17 protein-coding genes and 2 pseudogenes are annotated in these 18,184 nt (G+C 68.9%); 13 read left to right on the top strand and 6 right to left on the bottom strand.

Annotated features, from left to right (window positions below):
- Positions 1-19: 19 nt before the first annotated feature.
- Positions 20-967 (bottom strand): Crp/Fnr family transcriptional regulator, encoded by a 948-nt coding sequence (locus ACFJIX_RS24475; protein ID WP_377155246.1) that lies wholly within the window; start codon positions 965-967, stop codon positions 20-22.
- Between the two features lie 108 nt (positions 968-1,075).
- Positions 1,076-1,267 (bottom strand): hypothetical protein, encoded by a 192-nt coding sequence (locus tag ACFJIX_RS24470; RefSeq protein ID WP_377155245.1) that lies wholly within the window; start codon positions 1,265-1,267, stop codon positions 1,076-1,078.
- Here ACFJIX_RS24470 and ACFJIX_RS24465 point away from each other — a divergent pair.
- Positions 1,266-1,694 carry a hypothetical protein gene (locus ACFJIX_RS24465; RefSeq protein ID WP_377155244.1) on the top strand — a complete coding sequence of 143 codons (429 nt, stop codon included), beginning with the start codon at positions 1,266-1,268 and terminating at the stop codon, positions 1,692-1,694. The genes ACFJIX_RS24470 and ACFJIX_RS24465 overlap by 2 nt on opposite strands.
- 116 nt (positions 1,695-1,810) lie before the next feature.
- On the opposite strand, the gene ACFJIX_RS24460 is transcribed toward ACFJIX_RS24465, so the two are convergent.
- Positions 1,811-2,578 carry a glycosyl hydrolase gene (locus ACFJIX_RS24460; protein ID WP_377155243.1) on the bottom strand — a complete coding sequence of 256 codons (768 nt, stop codon included), beginning with the start codon at positions 2,576-2,578 and terminating at the stop codon, positions 1,811-1,813.
- Between the two features lie 698 nt (positions 2,579-3,276).
- On the opposite strand from ACFJIX_RS24460, the gene tssA reads away from it, so the two are divergent.
- The 12 genes and pseudogenes from tssA (at position 3,277) to ACFJIX_RS24400 (ending at position 15,945) form a co-directional block, all read left to right on the top strand.
- Positions 3,277-4,308 carry a type VI secretion system protein TssA gene (gene tssA, locus ACFJIX_RS24455; protein WP_377155242.1) on the top strand — a complete coding sequence of 344 codons (1,032 nt, stop codon included), beginning with the start codon at positions 3,277-3,279 and terminating at the stop codon, positions 4,306-4,308.
- Between the two features lie 86 nt (positions 4,309-4,394).
- Positions 4,395-4,904, top strand: coding sequence for a type VI secretion system contractile sheath small subunit (gene tssB, locus ACFJIX_RS24450; RefSeq protein ID WP_377155241.1), 510 nt, complete (start codon positions 4,395-4,397; stop codon positions 4,902-4,904).
- 66 nt (positions 4,905-4,970) lie between these two features.
- Positions 4,971-6,470, top strand: coding sequence for a type VI secretion system contractile sheath large subunit (tssC, locus tag ACFJIX_RS24445; protein ID WP_377155240.1), 1,500 nt, complete (start codon positions 4,971-4,973; stop codon positions 6,468-6,470).
- 221 nt (positions 6,471-6,691) lie between these two features.
- Complete coding sequence (locus ACFJIX_RS24440) at positions 6,692-7,171, top strand: Hcp family type VI secretion system effector (protein ID WP_377155239.1); 480 nt, start codon at positions 6,692-6,694, stop codon at positions 7,169-7,171.
- Positions 7,172-7,361: 190 nt separating this feature from the next.
- Positions 7,362-7,859, top strand: a complete 498-nt coding sequence (locus tag ACFJIX_RS24435; RefSeq protein ID WP_377155238.1) for an Hcp family type VI secretion system effector — start codon at positions 7,362-7,364, stop codon at positions 7,857-7,859.
- Between the two features lie 19 nt (positions 7,860-7,878).
- On the top strand, positions 7,879-8,682 hold the full coding sequence (locus ACFJIX_RS24430; RefSeq protein WP_377155237.1) for a type VI secretion system accessory protein TagJ: 804 nt from the start codon (positions 7,879-7,881) through the stop codon (positions 8,680-8,682).
- A 79-nt stretch (positions 8,683-8,761) separates the two neighbouring features.
- Positions 8,762-9,232, top strand: a pseudogene (gene tssE / locus ACFJIX_RS24425) (type VI secretion system baseplate subunit TssE); the annotation flags it as partial.
- Positions 9,233-9,261: 29 nt separating this feature from the next.
- Positions 9,262-11,172, top strand: a complete 1,911-nt coding sequence (tssF, locus tag ACFJIX_RS24420) for a type VI secretion system baseplate subunit TssF (protein WP_377155236.1) — start codon at positions 9,262-9,264, stop codon at positions 11,170-11,172.
- Positions 11,169-11,384, top strand: coding sequence for a hypothetical protein (locus ACFJIX_RS24415; RefSeq protein WP_377155235.1), 216 nt, complete (start codon positions 11,169-11,171; stop codon positions 11,382-11,384). The genes tssF and ACFJIX_RS24415 overlap by 4 nt, the downstream gene beginning before the upstream one ends.
- 43 nt (positions 11,385-11,427) lie before the next feature.
- A complete protein-coding gene (tssG, locus tag ACFJIX_RS24410; protein ID WP_377155234.1) occupies positions 11,428-12,405 on the top strand; it encodes a type VI secretion system baseplate subunit TssG in 978 nt (325 codons plus the stop codon).
- Positions 12,402-15,054, top strand: a pseudogene (gene tssH, locus ACFJIX_RS24405) (type VI secretion system ATPase TssH). Before tssG ends, tssH begins: the two are co-directional and overlap by 4 nt.
- A gap of 255 nt (positions 15,055-15,309) precedes the next feature.
- Positions 15,310-15,945 (top strand): PEP-CTERM sorting domain-containing protein, encoded by a 636-nt coding sequence (locus ACFJIX_RS24400; RefSeq protein WP_377155233.1) that lies wholly within the window; start codon positions 15,310-15,312, stop codon positions 15,943-15,945.
- Positions 15,946-16,104: 159 nt separating this feature from the next.
- Here the strand turns inward: ACFJIX_RS24400 and ACFJIX_RS24395 are convergent, their stop codons facing one another.
- From ACFJIX_RS24395 to ACFJIX_RS24385, 3 genes are all read right to left on the bottom strand, one after another.
- Positions 16,105-16,872 carry a hypothetical protein gene (locus ACFJIX_RS24395; protein WP_377155232.1) on the bottom strand — a complete coding sequence of 256 codons (768 nt, stop codon included), beginning with the start codon at positions 16,870-16,872 and terminating at the stop codon, positions 16,105-16,107.
- On the bottom strand, positions 16,872-17,528 hold the full coding sequence (locus ACFJIX_RS24390; protein WP_377155231.1) for a hypothetical protein: 657 nt from the start codon (positions 17,526-17,528) through the stop codon (positions 16,872-16,874). Before ACFJIX_RS24390 ends, ACFJIX_RS24395 begins: the two co-directional genes overlap by 1 nt.
- A gap of 199 nt (positions 17,529-17,727) precedes the next feature.
- The gene (locus tag ACFJIX_RS24385) at positions 17,728-18,174 is read right to left on the bottom strand and encodes a hypothetical protein (protein ID WP_377155230.1); all 447 of its coding nucleotides are present in this window, start codon (positions 18,172-18,174) and stop codon (positions 17,728-17,730) included.
- Positions 18,175-18,184: the final 10 nt, after the last annotated feature.

Genomic DNA, 18,184 nt, shown 5'->3' with positions numbered 1-18,184 from the left:
CGGAAGGCGCCGGCGGGGCTCACGCCGCCGTCGCCAGCTTCCCCCGCGCCATCGAGCCCCCGATCACGAACTGCTCCAGCCGTTCCCGGCTGGGGATCGAGATCTGGCGACGGCCGCGTTCGCCGAACAGGATCAGGCCCTCGCGGTTGAGCTTGGACAGGCAGCGGCTGACCGTCTCGAGCGTCATGCCCAGGTAGTTGCCCAGGTCGGCGCGCGTCATGCGCAGCGTGAGTTCATCGGCGCGCAGGCCGCGCTGATGCATGCTGCGCGCCCAGGCGCAGAGGAACTCCGCCACCCGTGCCAGCGAGGCCAGCGTGCACACCGACATCAGCGACTGGCGCTCATGGGTGATCTCGGCGCTCATGCCTTCGTGGACCACGGCCATCATCTCCGGGTAACGCGCGCAGGCCTGCAGCAGCAGGTCATACGGAATGATCGAGATGTTGCCGGTGTCCATCGCGACCGCGTCGCAGGGATGGCGTCCGTGCGCGATGCCGCTGAAGCCCAGCCAGTCACCGCGGAACTTCAGGCTCACGATCTGCTCGCGGCCGTCCAGGCTGCGGCTCACCAGCTTGAACGCGCCGGCATTGATCAGGTACACGGTGCTGAAGGGCTGCGAGGCGCGGAAGACCATGTCGCCGGCGCGCACCACCTTGGCGGCCGGCTGCAGGATGTCGCGGATGGTGCGCATCACCTCGAGCATGCGCTGTTGCGGATCACGGGAGACGACGCGCGGTTCCGACACGGTCACCTGCAGCGGCGGCCGCGCTTGCGGGCGCAGATCGGGCGCGATCAGACCGGGGGTGGTGCACGCGACGATCGCGGCGGTGGCGGACAGGGGCGCGGCGCCTTCGCGAGGCACCGGTTTGGCCGAAGGCGCCACACGCGGCCGGCCAGCCGGGGCATCGCGCAGGCGATCGCGGGGGAGGTCGCTCGGAGGGGAGGCGAGGGCGATGGCGCTGTGCATGATGGTCTCGGGGTTGAAGGGATTGCTGGAGATGCTAGAAACGGCTCGCAACGGCGGCACCAATCCTTGACATCGGTCAGCAACAGTCAGTGAACCCTCGGTGACGGTTCAGTAACAGCCCGTCGAGTCCGGGCAGCCGTGCTGCGCGCCCGGCGTCGACGAGGCGTTCGCGTTGACATCGATCAACGCCTCCCTCCGCGAGCTGACTACGCTGTGCAGCTCGCCTCCCGGCGTGGTCCCCGCGCCCGCCGCCCCCGTCATGCCGCCGACTTCCTCCCTCCACGCCACGCGTTCGACCATGCCGCTGTCCGCTTCGTCTCCGCGCACGACGCCTGCGCCCTTGCAGGGCCTGCGGATGGGCATGGTGTGTGGGGACGAGGGCGCACCGGGGGCGATGCTGTTCCAGCAGGCGGCGCGAGAACTGGGCGCGCAGGTGACCGTCCTCGACCCCACGCGGGTGATCGAGGACGGCGCGGCGCTGGAAGATGTCGCACGGCTGCTCGGGCGCCTCTACGGCGCGATCGCGTGCGACGGCCTGCCGCCCGCTGTCCTGCGGCGCTTGGCGACGGCGGCCGTGGTGCCCGTGGTGGACGTGCAGGCCGTGCTCGCGCCCGTCGACGGGCGCGGCACTGAGGCAGAGAAGGAGCGCCGCCGCATCACGCACGCGGTACAAGCGGCGGAGGCGGTTCAAACAGTGCAGGCGGCGCTGCTCGCCGCGCTGCGCTAATCACTTCAGATCACTTCTTCTTGTCAGCGGCCTGGAGGGTCGCCTTGAGGGCCTGCGCCTCCTGCAACGGGTGCTGCAAGGTCGGCAGCATCCCTCGACGACCCATCGGCAGGCCGTCAAGCCTTCGGCAGGCTCTTGTACTGCTGGCCGACCGGCGTCAGCACGCCGGTGGCGCCGAACAGGCTGGTGAAGTGCACGTCGTTGTCCCAGCGGCCGGTGAACCACGCATAGCGGGCCACGTCGCTGCGGTTCTCGCAGACGCTGACCATGTCGGCCATCTGCGCCTTCTGCTTGTCGGACGTGTCGATGTGCGGGCCGGCGCCGTTGTGCCAGTTGGCCATCTCGGTGACCCAGAACGGCTTGCCGTATTTGGTCAACCGGTCCAGCTGGTCCTTGAGCCCGTAGTCGTACCAGTGGAAGGCCAGCGCGTCGATCTGCGGATCGCGGCCCCCGTTGGCGGCGCGGTAGGCGGCGATGAACGCATCCATCCACACGACCGGATCGCCGTAGTTCGGCATCGTGCCCCAGGTGATCGCCGGGCCGACGATCTTCACGCCGGTCTGGCGCGCGACGTCCTCATAACGCGGCCACTGCGCGGCGGCATCGGCCGGCGAGAGATTGGCCTGGTCGGTGAGGTTGGGTTCGTTCAGCACCAGCAGGTACTTCACCGTCGGACGTGCCTTCAACGCCGTCACGACCTGCGCCGTGTTGAAGTTGAAGTTCCACAGCATCGGCACGTGCTCCAGCGCGCCGGCGATGGACGGCTGCGACTGCACGGTCGTGTTGGGTTGGAGCGCCCAGTTGTACCACCAGCCGATGGTCCCGCCGGACAGCGCGTTGAAGTCGGCCGCGTCCTTGAGGTCGTAGGCGACGCCACGCTTCACTGACGTGATGGGCGGCGGCGGAGGAGGAGGCGGCGGCGGAGGCGGCGGAGGAGGGGGTGGCGGCGGCGATGCAGGCGGCGGTGGCGATGCCGGAGGCGACCCGGCCGGCGGCGGTGCTGCCGGGGGCGGGGGCGATGCAGGAGGCGGCGGAGCCGCCGGCGGTGGCGGGGACGCGGGCGGCGATCCCGCCGGAGGCGCCGCGGGCGTTGCCGGCGAGTCCCCGCCGCTGCCGCCGCCGCCGCAGGCGGACAGCAGCGCGCTCGCGCCGGCCAGGGTCAGCAGGCGACGACGGTCGGCGTCGGGCGGCAACGGCGCGACGAGCGTCGGCGCGGCCGGAGCCGTCAGCGCATTCAAAGGGGATTCAGCCGGATGCTTCATGGGGGAGCTCTTGCAGCGATGGATAACCTTGTCCCCCACGCAGGGGACAGGTCTTGCGGGGCCGGAGTATGAGCGTCTCCCGATGTCCTTGTCCCGCGTCGAAACACATTGTTAATGTTGCTGACGGCTGGCATTCATCCTGGTACCTCGGAAGAGGGTGTCGCGCGTTGCGCAGAGCTGTCCGGGCTTGACTTGAGACGGGCGGCAATCCCTAGCCTGAGCGCCCCCTCTCTCTCGCCAAAGTGACTTTCGACCACTGCGCTCGGTTACAGGCCTCAATAGAGTCCATGGCATGCAACCGTTTTGCTGCCTCCGACGCGATGGCTGACCTCGACCTCGATTCGCTGCTTGCCCCCTTGCAGGACGACGCCCCGTGCGGCGCCGACCTGGAGTACGACGCTGCCTTCCTCGCACTGGAAGCGGCGGGTGCGGGCAAACCCGAGCAGCAATTCGGCGACACCATCATCCCGGCCGAGGAACCCGACTGGCACGCCGTCCACGAACAGGCCCTGGCGCTGGCGAAGCGGACCCGCGACCTGCGCGTCGCCGTCTGGCTGGTGCGCGCCGGTGCCCGGCTGCAGGGACTGGGCGCCGCCATCGACGGCCTGGCCCTGATCCGCGGTCTGCTGGAACAACAGTGGGCGCATGTGCATCCGCAACTGGATGCCTCCGACCACGACGATCCCACGATGCGCCTGAACGCGCTGCAGCCCCTGACCAGCGTCATGGCCGGCATCGCCGACCTGCGCGCCGCCAGCCTGACCGGCCAGCGCGGGGGTCCCCGGGTCCGCGACGTGGAACTGGCGCTGGGCAACGCCGATCCGATGGGCGAGGAATCCGTGCCGTCGCCCGAAGGCCTGATGGCCGGGCTGTCGGCGCAGGCCGCGAACGATCCCGCCTTCGCCGCGCGACTGCATGACGCGCTGCCGACGGTGCAAGGCATCGTGGCGGCGATCGAAGCGCCGCTCGGCACCGGACAAGGTCCTGATTTCTCGCCGCTGCTGCGTCTGTTCAAGCCGCTCGCCGCGGCCGCCGGACAACTGCAGGGGCAGGGCGGCGGCGATGTCGCGGCCGCCTCGGACGACGCGGCCGGCGCGCCGGCCGCGGGCTTCGGCGGCGTGGCCGTCGGCGCGGTGTCCGCGCCGGGCACGATCGCCAGCCGCGACGACGCCGTCCGCGCGCTGCAACGCGTCTGCGACTGGATCGAGCGCCACGAGCCCAGCAATCCCGCGCCGCTGCTGATCCGCCGCGCGCAGCGGCTGATGAGCAAGAGCTTCCTGGAAATCATGCGCGACCTCAATCCCGAGGGCGTGCACGAGATCGAGAAGCTCGCCGGCACGACCAGCGAGTAAGCGCCGGACACCGCCACCGACACCGAATTCGACGCCGTTCTTCAACGTTCCGCCTTTCACCCGATCCCCGCTTCAAGGAGCACCCCATGGCCACCAGCAGCCAGAAGTTCATCGCCAGGAATCGCGCCCCGCGCGTGCAGATCGAGTACGACGTCGAGCTCTACGGCGCCGAGAAGAAGGTGCAGCTGCCCTTCGTGATGGGCGTGCTGTCGGACCTGTCGGGCAAGCCCACCGAGCCGCTGCCGCCGGTGTCGGACCGCAAGTTCCTGGACTTCGACGTCGACAACTTCGACGCCCGCATGAAGGCCATGAAGCCGCGCGTCTCGTTCGCCGTGCCCAACACGCTGACCGGCGAAGGCAACCTGATGGTCGACCTGACCTTCGAGTCGATGGACGACTTCTCCCCGGCCGCGGTCGCGCGCAAGGTCGACGGCCTCAAGCAGCTGCTCGAGGCGCGTCAGCAACTCGCCAACCTGATCACCTACATGGACGGCAAGGCCGGCGCCGAGCAGCTGATCGCCAAGGTCGTGAAGGACGAGGCGCTGCTCAAGTCGCTGGCCTCGGCCCAGAAGCCCGACGACGGCGCCGCGCAGTGAGCGCGCCGCTGACGCTTTCCAGAACCGATTCAAGAACCGACCCACGGATCCCACGGAGCACGCACCATGGCCGATGACACCCTCGCGCAACACGCGCCTTCATTGCAGGGCATCGAGTACGAAGGCGGCGAGTTCGCCTCGCTGCTGAACAAGGAATTCAAGCCCAAGACCGACGAGGCCAAGTCCGCCGTCGAGCAGGCGGTGCTGACGCTGGCGCAGCAGGCGCTGTCGCAGACCACGCTGATCGGCAGCGACGTCATCGTCTCGATCGAGGCCATGATCGCCGAGATCGACAAGAAGCTGTCGGAGCAGGTCAACGCGATCCTGCACCACGCCGAGTTCCAGCAGCTGGAGTCGGCCTGGCGCGGCCTGCACTACCTCGTCAACAACACCGAGACCGACGAGCAGCTCAAGATCCGCGTGATGAGCATCTCGAAGAACGACCTCGGCAAGACGCTCAAGCGCTACAAGGGCACGGCCTGGGACCAGAGCCCGATCTTCAAGCGCGTGTACGAGGAGGAATTCGGTCAGTTCGGCGGCGAGCCCTTCGGCTCCATCGTCGGCGACTACTACTTCGACCACAGCCCGCCGGACGTCGAGCTGCTGGGCGAGATCGCCAAGGTCGCGGCCGCCGCGCACTCGCCCTTCATCGCCGCGGTCAATCCGTCGCTGATGCAGATGGGCTCGTGGCAGGAACTCGCGAACCCGCGCGACCTGACCAAGATCTTCAGCACGCCCGAGTACGCCGCCTGGAAGTCGCTGCGTGAGTCCGACGACGCGCGCTACATCGGCCTGGCCATGCCGCGTTTCCTGGCGCGCCTGCCCTACGGCTCGAAGACGAACCCGGTCGAGGAGTTCAACTTCGAGGAAGAGACCGGCGGCGGCGAACACGCCAAGTACACGTGGGCCAACTCGGCCTACGCGATGGCGACCAACATCAACCGCTCGTTCAAGACCTACGGCTGGTGCACCCGCATCCGCGGCGTGGAAGCGGGCGGCGCGGTCGAGGGTCTGCCGGCGCACACCTTCCCGACCGACGAGGGCGGCGTGGCCATGAAGTGCCCGACGGAGATCGCGATCAGCGACCGCCGCGAGGCCGAGCTGGCCAAGAACGGCTTCATGCCGCTGGTGCACCGCAAGAACTCGGACTTCGCCGCGTTCATCGGCGCCCAGTCGCTGCAGAAGCCCGCCGAGTACGACGACCCGGACGCCACCGCCAACGCCAACCTGGCCGCGCGGCTGCCGTATCTGTTCGCCTGCAACCGTTTCGCCCATTACCTGAAGTGCATCGTGCGCGACAAGGTGGGCTCCTTCAAGGAGCGCGGCGACATGGAGAAGTGGCTGAACAAGTGGATCATGAACTACGTCGACGGCGATCCGGCGAACTCGTCGGAAACGACGAAGTCGCAGAAGCCGCTGGCCTCCGCGGAAGTGGTGGTCGAGGAGATCCCGGGCAACCCCGGCTACTACTCGTCGAAATTCTTCCTGCGTCCGCATTACCAGCTCGAAGGCCTGACCGTGTCGCTGCGTCTGGTCTCGACGCTGCCGTCGCAGAAGGGCAAGTGAGCAAGGCGATGACCGCCGCGCGGTCATTGCCGGCACAAGAATTTGAGAATCGCGCGCGATGACGCGCGACGTGTTGAAGGGAGCGCCTTGAAAGGCGCGGTCTGAACTTTCGAGGCACCCCGCCATCCGGACCTTCCAAGGTCCGAAATCCCCTGGTCTCCGTCGCGGTCAGCGTCGAGGCGGAGACTGTTTTCACAGAGTTCATCTAGGAGAAACCGACCATGACGATCGACGCCAATCTGAAGTTCGCCGGAGTCGAAGGCGAATCCACCCACAAGGACCACAAGGGCGAGATCGACCTGCTGGCCTGGTCGTGGGACGTGCGTCAGGAAAGCACCGCCGCCGCCGGTACCGGTTCGGGCAAGGGCAAGGGCGTTCCTGGCCAGTTCGTGTTCGCGCACTACTACGACAAGGCGTCCCCGGTGCTGGCCAAGGCCTGCGCTTCGGGCAAGCACTTCGACCAGGCCGTCCTGACCTGCCGCAAGGCCGGCGAAGGCCAGCAGGACTTCCTGAAGGTCACCCTGAAGCAAGTCCTGGTGACCTCGGTCTCCCCGTCCGCTTCGGCCGGCGGCGAGATCAGCGAAAGCGTGTCGGTGTCCTACGCCGACATCGAGTTCGAGTACAAGGCTCAAGACGCCAAGGGCGGCCTGGGCGGCGCGGTCAAGTTCGGCTGGAACGTGGCCACGACCGAAACGCGTTGATGTGTTGACGGGTGCAGTGCCGGCTCGCGTCGGCGCGGCACCCTCGACGATCCCCGCGGCGCGGCAGGCTCCGGTCTGTCGCGCCGCGCTCGGACAACGAATGACGGTGAGCAAGGGCGGCGCGTGATGCCGTCCGGTGCCACCCGCTGGCGTCCGACGCCGTCATCCGTTGTCCATGCCGGAGCGAAAGATGAATCCGTTGACCAGCGGCGCGAGCAGCGCCGACATGTACCTGGACCTGTCGCTCAAGCGGGCGGGCAAGGTCAAGGGCGAGTCCACCTCGGCGGGCCACGCCAACGACATCGTCGTGCGCGGCTTCAGCTGGGGCGTGGGCGCCGCCGGCGATGCCGTGGCCGGTCAGCAGACCGGCCGCCGCAGCTACCGCCAGCTGACGATCACCAAGGGCCTCGACAGCGCGAGCACCGCGCTGATGAGCGCCGTCGCGACCAACGACGAGGTCAAGAGCGCCAAGCTCTACCTGCGCAAGGCCGGCGGCTCGCAGGAGGACTACTTCTGCCTGACGCTGGAGAAGGCGCGCGTCGCGTCCTACGACATCGACTGCGACGAGACCGGCGCGCCGGTGGAGCGCATCTCGATGAGCTTCCAGAAGGTCAACATCGAGTACCGCACCCAGAACGCCAAGGGCGCGATGGGCGGCACGCACACCTTCGACGACGACCTCACCTGAGTGTCTTGAGGAGTATGGAATGAGCGCAGTGCAGGAACTGCTGGCGGCGGGCCGCCCGACCGAGGCGCTGGCCGCGGCGCAGGCGGAAGTCCGTCAGCGTCCGCAGGACGCGAAGCTGCGCACGATGCTGTTCCAGCTGCTGGCGGTGACGGGCCAATGGGCGCGTGCGGCCGCGCAGCTGGAGGTCTGCGGCGAACTCGACGCGGGCACGCTGGCGATGGTCAACACCTACCGCGAAGCGCTGAAGTGCGAGCTGGTGCGCGAGGCCGTCTTCGAGGGGCGCACCACGCCGATGGTGATGGGCGAGCCGGCCGAGTGGGTCGCCAACCTGGTCCATTCGCTGAAGCTCGAGCATGACGGCGACGTCGCCGGCGCGCGGCAACTGCGTGCGCAGGCGCTGGACGCCGCGCCCGCGACGGCCGGCTCGATCGACGGCCAGGCCTTCGACTGGATCTGCGACGGCGATTCGCGCATCGGCCCGGTGCTGGAGGCGGTGATCAACGGCCGCTACTGCTGGGTCCCGTTCTCCGCGATCAAGGAGATCCACATCGAGCCGCCGACCGACCTGCGCGATCTCGTGTGGTCCGCGGCGCACCTCGAATTCCCCAACGGCGGCGGCTCCGTCGCGCTGATCCCGACGCGTTACCCGCGCAGCGTCGCCTTCGACGACGAGCGCGTCTGGCTGGCGCGCCGCACCGAATGGCAGCCGCTGCCGGGCTCGCAGGACGACCAGTACGCCGGCGTCGGCCAGCGCGTGCTGATGACCGACCAGGGCGAGACCGGGCTGCTCGACGCGCGCCTCATCGAACTCCGCCAGCCATGACGGCGTCGCCGCGCGCGGCCAGCCGCGGCATGCCGGCGCTCCGGATTCCCTCGACCCGCTCGACTCGCTCAACCCGCTCATGAGCCAGATCCACCGCGACCGCCTGCAGCCGGCCCTGCTGGACCGGCTGACCGACGACGATCCCTTCCACCGCGTGGAGGCGGAGGAACGCCGCGTCATGACCAAGTCGCAGCTGCGCCAGGCGGTGCTGCGCGACCTGGGCTGGCTGTTCAACGCGATCCAGCCGATGGGCAAGGAATGCGATCCCTACGGGCATGTGGGCGACAGCGTGCTGAACTTCGGACTGCCGGCGCTGTCGGGGCAACTGGCCTCGCGCATCGACGTGCACTTGCTGGAGAAGCAGATCCGCCAGGCCATCCTGCGCTTCGAGCCGCGCATCCTGCCCGACACGCTGGAGGTCCGCGCGATCGAGACGCAGAGCGTGATGGACACGCACAACGTGATCGAGTTCGACATCCGCGGCCACCTGTGGGCGCAGCCGATTCCGCTGGAGATCCTGCTGCGCACGCAGATGGACCTCGAGGCCGGTCAGGTCGAAGTGCGCCGAGGGCTGAGGACATGGATCCGCGCCTGCTGCGCCTGTACAACGACGAGCTCGCCCACCTGCGCGAGGTCGGCGCCGAATTCGCACGCGACTTCCCGAAGATCGCCGCCCGCCTCGGGCTGGAAGATGCCGAGGTCGCCGACCCCTATGTCGAGCGGCTGCTGGAGGGTTTCGCCTTCCTGTCCGCGCGCGTCCAGCTCAAGCTCGACGCCGAGCACCCGCGGCTGATCTCGCATCTGCTGGAATCGATCTACCCGAACTTCCTGGCGCCGATCCCGTCGATGATGATCGCGCGCCTGAGCGTCGATCCGACCGACCCCAACCTCTCCAAAGGCCATCCGGTGCCGCGCGGCAGCGTGCTGCAGTCCGGCATCCCGCGCGGGCAGGACACGCGCTGCGAATTCCGCACCGCCCATGACGTCACCTTGTGGCCGCTGACGCTGGACGACGTCCAGTACTTCACTCACGCGCCGGACCTGCCGGTGTCGCGTCTGCCGGATGCGGCGGGCAGCCGCGGCGGCGTGCGGCTCAGGCTCAAGACCGGTGGCGGCATCCCCGTGCGGCAGCTCGGACTCGACCGGCTCGCGCTGTATCTGAGCGCGCCGGACGAGGTCGCCTATCGCCTGCATGAACTGGCGCTGGGCGCGCCGCTGGGGACTTTCGTCACCGGCGACGGCATCGACGCGTCGACCGTGCCCCTGCAATGGCGGTCCGCGACGAGCATCCGTCCGCTGGGCTTCGCGCCCGACGAGGCGCTGCTGCCCGAGACCCACCGCAACTTCTCCGGCAGCCGGCTGATGCAGGAGCTCGCCGCGATGCCGCGGCGCTTCCTGTTCCTCGAGATCGATCAACTGGCCGACCGCCTTGCGCGCATCGACGGCACGTCCTTCGAGATCGTGCTGTTCTTTTCCCGCGGCGACGGCGCGCTGGAGGCGATGGTCGATGTCGACAGCGTCTCGCTGCACTGCACGCCGGCGATCAACCTGTTCCCGAAACGGCTGGACCGCATCCAGCTCGGCACGGGCAGCTGGGAATATCACGTCGTGCCGGACCGCACCCGGCCGATGGACTACGAGATCCACAGCCTGCAGTCGGTCATCGGCTACGGCGCCGGGGCGCTCGGCCAGCAGGGCTTCGAGCCGCTCTACGCGACGTATCACGAGGCGCCGCCCGATGCCCCCGGCTTCTACACCGCGCGGCGCGAGCCGCGGCTGATGTCCACGCGCCAGAAGGAGCAGGGGCCGCGCACCGGCTACATCGGCGACGAGGTCTTCATCTCCCTGGTCGATCCGCGCCATGCGCCGTATCGCGAGGACATCCGGCAGCTGTCGGTCTCGGCGCTGGTCACCAACCGCGACCTGCCGATGCTGCTGCCGCACAACGGTGCCGGCGTGTGGCGGCTCGATGCCGCCGGGCCCGTGCTCAAGGTCGATGCGGTGCATGGTCCGACGCGGCCGGTCAACCGCCAGCCGGCGGGCGAAGCAGGCTGGAGCCTGGTCGGCCTGCTGACGCAGCAGCAGTTGCCCTGGGCCGACGAGCCGCCCGCGCAGGCGGCCGCGACCCTGCGACGACTGCTGGCGTTGTACGGCCCACCGGGCGATCCCGGCTGGCTGCGTCAGGTCGAGGGCGTGCGTGCGGTCGAATCCAAACCCGTCGTGCGGCGCCTGCCGTTCAGTGGGCCGCTGAGCTACGGCACCGGCGCGGAGATCGCCCTGGAACTCGACGAACACGCCTTCCAGGGCCACAGCACCTTCCTCTTCGCCAGCGTGCTGGAACGCTACTTCACGCGCCACGCGGCGATCAACAGCTTCACGCAACTGAGCCTGCGCACGACGCAGCGCGGCCTCGTGAAGCGCTGGGCCCCGCGCATCGGCGGCGACGCCGAAGGTCGCGGCGACCGCGCGCGCGACGAGGAGCGCGGATGAACCTGCACGGCCCCGGCTCGACCCCTGGTGACGACGCCAACGAGGACGCCTCCGGCACGTCCGGTGGTGGTGCCGTCGCGCAGGCGTCCGATGCCGGCGCCGCGCCGACGCCCGAGTCGCTGCTCGCGCGCCGGCCCGAGAAGCGCAACGAGCGCGAAGCCGCGCTGCGCGCGACTCTTCGAGGACGTCGAGGCGACGCCCTGGGCGCATGATTTCTTCGCGCTGCTGCGGCGCATCGAGGGCCTGACGCCGGACGTGCCGCGGCTGGGGCGCGGTCTGCGCCCCTCGCAGGAGGCGATCCGCCTGGGCCAGGAGCCCGAACTGGACTTTGCGCCGGCGGCGCTGCAGAGCCTGACGCGCGGCCGGAACCCCGCGCCGCGCCTCGGCGTGCGCTTCTTCGGCCTGCTCGGCCCGCAGGGGCCGATGCCGCTGCACCTGACCGAGTACACCCGTGAACGGCTGCACCAGCGCGGCGATCCGACGCTGAGCCGCTTCCTCGACGTCTTCCATCACCGGCTGCTGCTGCACTTCTACCGCGCCTGGGCGCAGTCGCAACCGGCCGTGCAGCACGACCGGCCCGCGACCGACCGCTACGCGGCCTGGCTGGGCGCGGCGACCGGACTGGACGGCGCGCAGCGGCCCGGCGACTCGCTGCCGCAGACCGCGCGCCTGTTCCAGGCGGGCCTGCACGGCGGGCGCGCGCAGCATCCGGAAGGCCTCGCCAAGATCCTGTCGTCCCATTTCAAGGTGCCGGTGCGCATCGAGCAGCATGTGCCGCACTGGCTGCCCGTCGAGGACGGCGAGCGCACGCGGCTGGGCTTCGCGCGCCAGCGGCCCGAGCGCATCGGCAGGGAGCTGCCGCGTCTGGGTCGCAACACGTCCGCGGGCAACAAGGCCTGGGACCGGCAATACCGTTTCCGCGTCGTCCTGGGACCGCTGACGCTGCGCCAGTACGAGGGCTTCCTGCCCGACGGCGACGCGTGGCGGCCGCTGAACGACTGGATCCGGCAGTACGTCGGCCACAACCTGCAATGGGAGCTGCAGCCCGTGCTGCGCCGCGACGAGGTACCCGCCGCGGCGCTCAGCGGCAACGCGCGCCTGGGCTTCACCTCCTGGACGGGCCGCTCGGGCGGCCGTCCGCATCGTCACGACCGGGGCGACCTGCACCTGCATCCGCAACAGCGGGTGAAGGGACGGGCCACGCCGCCGGCATCACAGGGAGCATCGTCATGACTGAAATCGCCCGCACCAGCCTCTTCGGCAAGCTCAATCCGCTGGCCTACAAGGCGATCGAAGGCGCCACCGTGTTCTGCAAGCTGCGGGGCAATCCGTACGTCGAGCTGCAGCACTGGCTCTACCAGATCCTCAACACGCCCGATTCCGACCTGCATCGCATCGTCAAGCACTACGGGCTGGACGCGGCGCAGCTGTCGTCGGACCTGATGGCCTCGCTGGACCGGCTGCCGCGCGGCGCGACCTCGGTGACCGATCTGTCGAGCTGGGTGGAGAACGCGGTCGAGCGCGGCTGGGTCTACGGCTCGCTGATGTTCGGCGACCAGCAGGTGCGCACCGGCCACCTGGTGCTGGGCCTGCTGAAGACGGCGTCGATGCGCAACGTGCTGCTGTCGGTGTCCAAGCAGTTCGAGAAGATCAACGTCGACGACCTGGGCGAGAAGTTCAACCAGATCCTCGAAGGCTCGCCCGAACGCGCGATGCGCGCGGCCGAGCCGGGCGCCGCCCCCGGCGACGCCAGCGGCGCGATCGCGCCCGCGGCGATGGGCAAGCAGGAAGCGCTCAAGCGCTACGCCGTCGACCTGACTGAGCGCGCGCGCAACGGCGAGATCGATCCGATCGCCGGTCGCGACGAGGAGATCCGCCAGATCGTCGACATCCTGATGCGCCGCCGCCAGAACAACCCGATCCTCACGGGCGAGGCGGGCGTCGGCAAGACGGCGGTGGTGGAAGGTTTCGCGCTGCGCCTGGCGCAGGGCGACGTCCCGCCGCAGCTCAAGGACGTGTCGCTGTACATGCTCGACATCGGCCTGCTGCAGGCCGGCGCGAGCATGAAGGGCGAATTCGAGAACCGCCTGCGCCAGGTCATCGACGAGGTGCAGGCCTCGCCCAAGCCGATCATCCTGTTCATCGACGAGGCGCACACGCTGATCGGCGCGGGTGGCGCGGCGGGGACCGGCGACGCGGCCAACCTGCTGAAGCCCGCGCTTGCGCGCGGCAAGCTGCGCACGATCGCGGCGACGACCTGGGCCGAGTACAAGAAGCACATCGAGAAGGACCCCGCGCTGACGCGGCGCTTCCAGGTCGTGCAGGTGCCCGAGCCCGACGAACACAAGGCCGTGCTGATGCTGCGCGGCGTGGCGTCCATCCTGGAGAAGCACCACCGTGTGGCGCTGCTCGACGAGGGCATCGAGGCGGCGGTGCGCCTGAGCCATCGCTACATCCCGGCGCGACAGCTGCCGGACAAGGCGGTGAGCCTGCTCGACACGGCCTGCGCGCGCGTGGCGGTGAGCCAGCATGCGACGCCGGCGGAGCTCGAGGACTGCCTGCGCCGCATCCAGGCGCTGGAGATCGAGCGCGAGATCATCGGCCGCGAGGGTGCGATCGGCATGGACGTCGCGGAGCGCAAGCAGCGCGTGGCGACGCAGCTCGACGAGGCGCAGACGCGCAAGGCGGAGCTCGAAGCCCGCCACCTGAAGGAAAAGGGCATGGTCGACCGCGTGCTGGAACTGCACGCACTGCTGCGCAAGGATGGCGAGGGCGCGCCGGCAGAGGCCGAGCGCGAGACGCTGCTGACCGAACTGCACGGCCTGCGTTCGGAGCTGACGACCTTGCAAGGCGATGCGCCGCTGATCCTGCCGCAGGTCGACGAACAGGCCGTGGCCGCGGTGGTGCAGGACTGGACCGGCATCCCGGTGGGCCGCATGGTGCGCAACGAGGTGCAGGCGGTGCTGCAACTGGCGGACACGCTGAACCAGCGCGTCGTCGGTCAGCGCCATGCGCTGGAGATGATCGCCAAGCGCATCGAGGTCTCGCGCGCCGGGCTGGACAACCCGAGCAAGCCGATCGGCGTGTTCCTGCTGGCGGGCACCTCGGGCGTGGGCAAGACCGAGACGGCGCTCGCGCTGGCCGAGGCGCTCTACGGCGGCGAGCAGAACGTCATCACCATCAACATGAGCGAGTTCCAGGAGGCCCACACGGTCTCGACGCTCAAGGGCTCGCCCCCGGGCTACGTCGGTTACGGCGAAGGCGGCGTGCTGACCGAGGCGGTGCGTCGCCGCCCCTACAGCATCGTGCTGCTGGACGAGGTCGAGAAGGCTCACCCCGGACGTGCACGAGCTCTTCTTCCAGGTCTTCGACAAGGGCCGCATGGAAGACGGCGAGGGTCGCCACATCGACTTCAAGAACACGATCATCCTGCTGACCAGCAACGCGGGCAGCGACCTGATCATGAAGCTGTGCGCGGACCCGGAGCTGATGCCGGAACCGGACGGCATCGCCAAGGCGCTGCGCGAGCCGCTGCTGAAGGTGTTCCCAGCGGCGCTGCTGGGCCGCCTGGTGACGATCCCGTACTACCCGCTGAGCGAGGAGATGCTGGGCCAGATCGTGCGCCTGCAGCTGGGCCGCATCCAGAAGCGCGTGGGCGAGAACCTCGGCGTGCCGCTGACCTTCGGCGACGACGTGGTCAAGCTGATCATCAGCCGCTGCAACGAGGTGGAGAGCGGCGGCCGCGTGGTCGATGCGATCCTCACGAACACCGTGCTGCCGCGCATCAGCCGCGAGTACCTCACCCGCGTCACCAACGGCCAGGCGATCACGAAGGTCGAGCTGGCGGTGAAGGACGGGGACTTCGCGTACGCGTTCGACTGAGTACGACGGGGAGGTCCTTGCCCGGTGACGCTGGCGAAGTAGCGACCAGCTGCCGGGCAGTGGAATTCGACTTTTCAAGCGGCATGCCCACGATTCGTGAACTATGTCCCATGAACAAGTGTCGAACTCCTTTACAGCTTGTCACTGAAGCAAGGGGCATGGTCAGCGTAAGTCATTGACGTGACTGGGAAATTGAAGCCTGGCACGGACGCTGCGTTGGGATGGTTGGTCCAACCTCATTCCAACGACGACACCATGACCCTCCGCTCCCTCTTCACGACCGCCCGCCTGTCCCTGGGCGCCGTTGCACTGGCCTGCGCCGCGCTGCCGATGACCGCTTCGGCGGACGTGGTGTTCCAGTCGTTCCCCAGCCTGACCGGCAACACGCCCGCGTCGCCGTGGTGCTCGGGCTGCGGCGGCACCTACCGCGTCTTCGACCAGTTCACGCTGGGTTCGGCCAGCGACATCACCGGCTTCAGCGTCAACATCTACAACTCGGCGCCGTACTGGAACAACGGCATGACGTTCTCGGTGTGGAGCATCGGCGGCGACGGCCTGCCGGGCGCGCAGCTGTTCAGCCAGACGCTGGTCGCCGGCGACTTCACGACGACGGACCTCGGCGGCCTCCAGGGCACGGCCACCACCGACGATCTGCTCAACCTGACTCTGGCGGCCGGAACCTACTACGCCAGCTTCTACAACACCGACCTGGGCGTGTGGGGCTACAGCCATGTGGGCGGTCAGCTGTACCAGCAGGGCGCGGGCCTGCGCAGCGGCGAGAGCGTCGCGTTCGCGCTGGAAGGCAACGCCGTGCCGGAACCCGCGTCGCTGGCGCTGGCTGGCCTCGCGCTGGCGGCGGTCGGTGTCGTGCGTCGCCGCAAGTCGGCCTGATCGCTGAAGTCATCGTCGGGACGAATCCGTCCGACCACCCCGCCATCCGGCGGCGGTTCGAACGCCCGCACTCGCGGGCGTTTTCACGTCAGGCGCGGATTGACGCAGCACGGTGCCGTAGGACGTGGGAAGGCTGGGAGCCGAAGCGGCGACAGGAACTCAGCGCGCGTCGCGCATCGACAGCGTGCCATCTTCGCTGGCGGGATCTCCATCGATCACCCGACGGTCGATCTGTCCGTCGCAGCTCTTGGCGCTGCACTGTTGGTTCACCAGCCGCAGCGGCTTCGACGCCGACGGCTCACCGCGCTCGATGACCGGTAGCACGACCTGACCCTGGGTCGCGGTGGCCTGCAACGAATCGCACCCGGCCCAGTAGCCGACGAAGCGATGCGCCGTTCCCGCGGGCTTGCCGCCGTTGAACGGCACCAGCACCACGCTGGTCCAGCGTTGGTACACGCCGCTCTTGCCGATGCCGGTATGCGCGAACTCCATGCACGTGCCCCAGCGCTGGCCGCCGGACGTCACGCGGTAGGCGTCCGTCGACGTCCAGTCGATGTCCGGAAGCGGCTCACCGCCCATGGCCTTGTGCTCGACGAGGACGAGTTGCCTGCCGCCTGGCGCCTTGGCGAAGCCGCCCTTGTCGCGGTCGAGGCGCAGCTCGCCGACGTCGACGAAGCAGCCTTGCGGTCCGCACCAGCCTTCCGTCTTGATCGGTTCCAGCGCTGCGGGCGTCGCCGTGCCGCGCAGCAGGTCGCGCAGCTCGGTCGCATTCCTGGCCACGGCGTCGGCGTGCGCCGCGCAGGCGACGAAGAGCGAGCCGGCGAGGGCGGTCGCGGCAACCTGCAGCGATCGAGGCAGCGCACGGCGCAGGGAACAGCGCAGGGGGTGGCTCATCGAGGCGCGGAGCGGACGGGACAGGCGGGGCATCAGTCGTACACCTTGTTGTTGGTGGCCTTCACGAAGTCGTCGTTGTACTTCCAGAAGATGGTCCCGCCGTACGCGGCGGTGGACTCGTACTTGTAATCCCATTTGCCGCGCAGCTTGGTCTTGGCGCCCGCCGCGCTGCGCCACCATTCTTCACCGGGGACGTCCTTGTCCTTGATGCCGTAGATGTTGTGCTTCGGGTCGGTGATGTGGATGCCAGCCTTGACTTTGGGGTGCTTGTCGTAGTTCGACTTGATGTCGGCGCCGTCCCAGAAGTAGCCGCCGTTGGCGTAGTCCGTGCCGGTGGCGCTCAGCGCGTTGCGCGCGCCGCGCACGGCGTCGCTCATGCCGGTGTCGGCGGCGATCTCTTCGGCCGTGGCCTTCTTGAGCTTGTTGTGCCGCTGGTTGCCGTCATGCGCGGCGAACGCGAAGGTCTTGTCCGTCTTGATGAACGCGCTGATCGACGCGAAGCCGCGCGCCTTCTGCTGACGCACCAGCACGTTGGCGATGGCGGCCATCTCCTCGTAGACGTTGCCGGTCGATCCCTCGCCGTAGGCGACGGCGGCCAGCGCGCGGGTGTCGTCGTCGATGGCGGGCGCCTTCTCGGCGCGCGGCGCGGCGCCGACCGGCGACACCAGCGGGGACGCGGCGCGGATCATCGTGCCGTCGTCGATCTCGAATGTGTTGGCTCCGGCGCCTTGCGGACCGGGAATGCGTGCAGCAGGCATCGGCGCCTCTTCAGAATGCGGATGAACCGGAAGGTACCGGGCGGGTCGGGCGCGTCGAAGTGACTTTGGCCTCTGCACAGGCGGGAATTCGCAACGGGATGTTTCTCGCCGAAGGCAAGACCTGGCCCGTCTATCCGTTGATCCGCTGCACCTGCATCGGCGCCGGCACCTGTCGGACAGTGACTCGACCGGGCTCGAAGAGCGGTTCCAGACGTGTGCGAATCTCGTCATTCAGCCGGTCGATCGCGGAACCATGTCCCACGCCGGAGGCGTAGACGCCGATGCGCACCAGATATCTATCTCCTGCCGGCTGGGTCACTGCCGTGACCGCCAACGGCTCGACGCGACCGCCGAAGCAACTGTCCGAGCCCTCGACGCGCACATCCCAGCCCGCGCAGGGCTGAAGACCATGCTCGAGGGCCCAGGCCGCCACGACCTCCCGGACCTGTGGGTCCTTGCCAGTGGGCAGGCTGAACTCACTGGTCCCGAAGCTCTGGCAGGCGCTCAGCGCCAGGCTGGCGGCCAACGAGGCGAGTATCGACATCGCAACTCGGCGATGCGGGAGGGGCTCGATCATGAATGCGTTC

The sequence above is a fragment of the Roseateles sp. UC29_93 genome (assembly GCF_042695725.1).
Lineage (GTDB): Bacteria > Pseudomonadota > Gammaproteobacteria > Burkholderiales > Burkholderiaceae_C > Roseateles > Roseateles noduli_A.
This window is presented reverse-complemented; position numbering and strand designations above follow the sequence as displayed.

What these genes read in the sequence shown, in the direction of transcription:
- ACFJIX_RS24440 (WP_377155239.1), top strand. Translation starts at nt 6,692, where the DNA reads ATGACGATCGACGCCAATCTGAAGTTCGCCGGAGTCGAAGGCGAATCC.
- tssC (WP_377155240.1), top strand. Translation starts at nt 4,971, where the DNA reads ATGGCCGATGACACCCTCGCGCAACACGCGCCTTCATTGCAGGGCATC.
- tssF (WP_377155236.1), top strand. Translation starts at nt 9,262, where the DNA reads ATGGATCCGCGCCTGCTGCGCCTGTACAACGACGAGCTCGCCCACCTG.
- ACFJIX_RS24465 (WP_377155244.1), top strand. Translation starts at nt 1,266, where the DNA reads ATGCCGCTGTCCGCTTCGTCTCCGCGCACGACGCCTGCGCCCTTGCAG.
- ACFJIX_RS24400 (WP_377155233.1), top strand. Translation starts at nt 15,310, where the DNA reads ATGACCCTCCGCTCCCTCTTCACGACCGCCCGCCTGTCCCTGGGCGCC.
- ACFJIX_RS24435 (WP_377155238.1), top strand. Translation starts at nt 7,362, where the DNA reads ATGAATCCGTTGACCAGCGGCGCGAGCAGCGCCGACATGTACCTGGAC.
- tssA (WP_377155242.1), top strand. Translation starts at nt 3,277, where the DNA reads ATGGCTGACCTCGACCTCGATTCGCTGCTTGCCCCCTTGCAGGACGAC.
- ACFJIX_RS24395 (WP_377155232.1), bottom strand. Translation starts at nt 16,872, where the DNA reads ATGCCCCGCCTGTCCCGTCCGCTCCGCGCCTCGATGAGCCACCCCCTG.
- ACFJIX_RS24475 (WP_377155246.1), bottom strand. Translation starts at nt 967, where the DNA reads ATGCACAGCGCCATCGCCCTCGCCTCCCCTCCGAGCGACCTCCCCCGC.
- ACFJIX_RS24470 (WP_377155245.1), bottom strand. Translation starts at nt 1,267, where the DNA reads ATGGTCGAACGCGTGGCGTGGAGGGAGGAAGTCGGCGGCATGACGGGG.
- tssB (WP_377155241.1), top strand. Translation starts at nt 4,395, where the DNA reads ATGGCCACCAGCAGCCAGAAGTTCATCGCCAGGAATCGCGCCCCGCGC.
- ACFJIX_RS24390 (WP_377155231.1), bottom strand. Translation starts at nt 17,528, where the DNA reads ATGATCCGCGCCGCGTCCCCGCTGGTGTCGCCGGTCGGCGCCGCGCCG.
- ACFJIX_RS24415 (WP_377155235.1), top strand. Translation starts at nt 11,169, where the DNA reads ATGAACCTGCACGGCCCCGGCTCGACCCCTGGTGACGACGCCAACGAG.
- ACFJIX_RS24430 (WP_377155237.1), top strand. Translation starts at nt 7,879, where the DNA reads ATGAGCGCAGTGCAGGAACTGCTGGCGGCGGGCCGCCCGACCGAGGCG.
- ACFJIX_RS24385 (WP_377155230.1), bottom strand. Translation starts at nt 18,174, where the DNA reads ATGATCGAGCCCCTCCCGCATCGCCGAGTTGCGATGTCGATACTCGCC.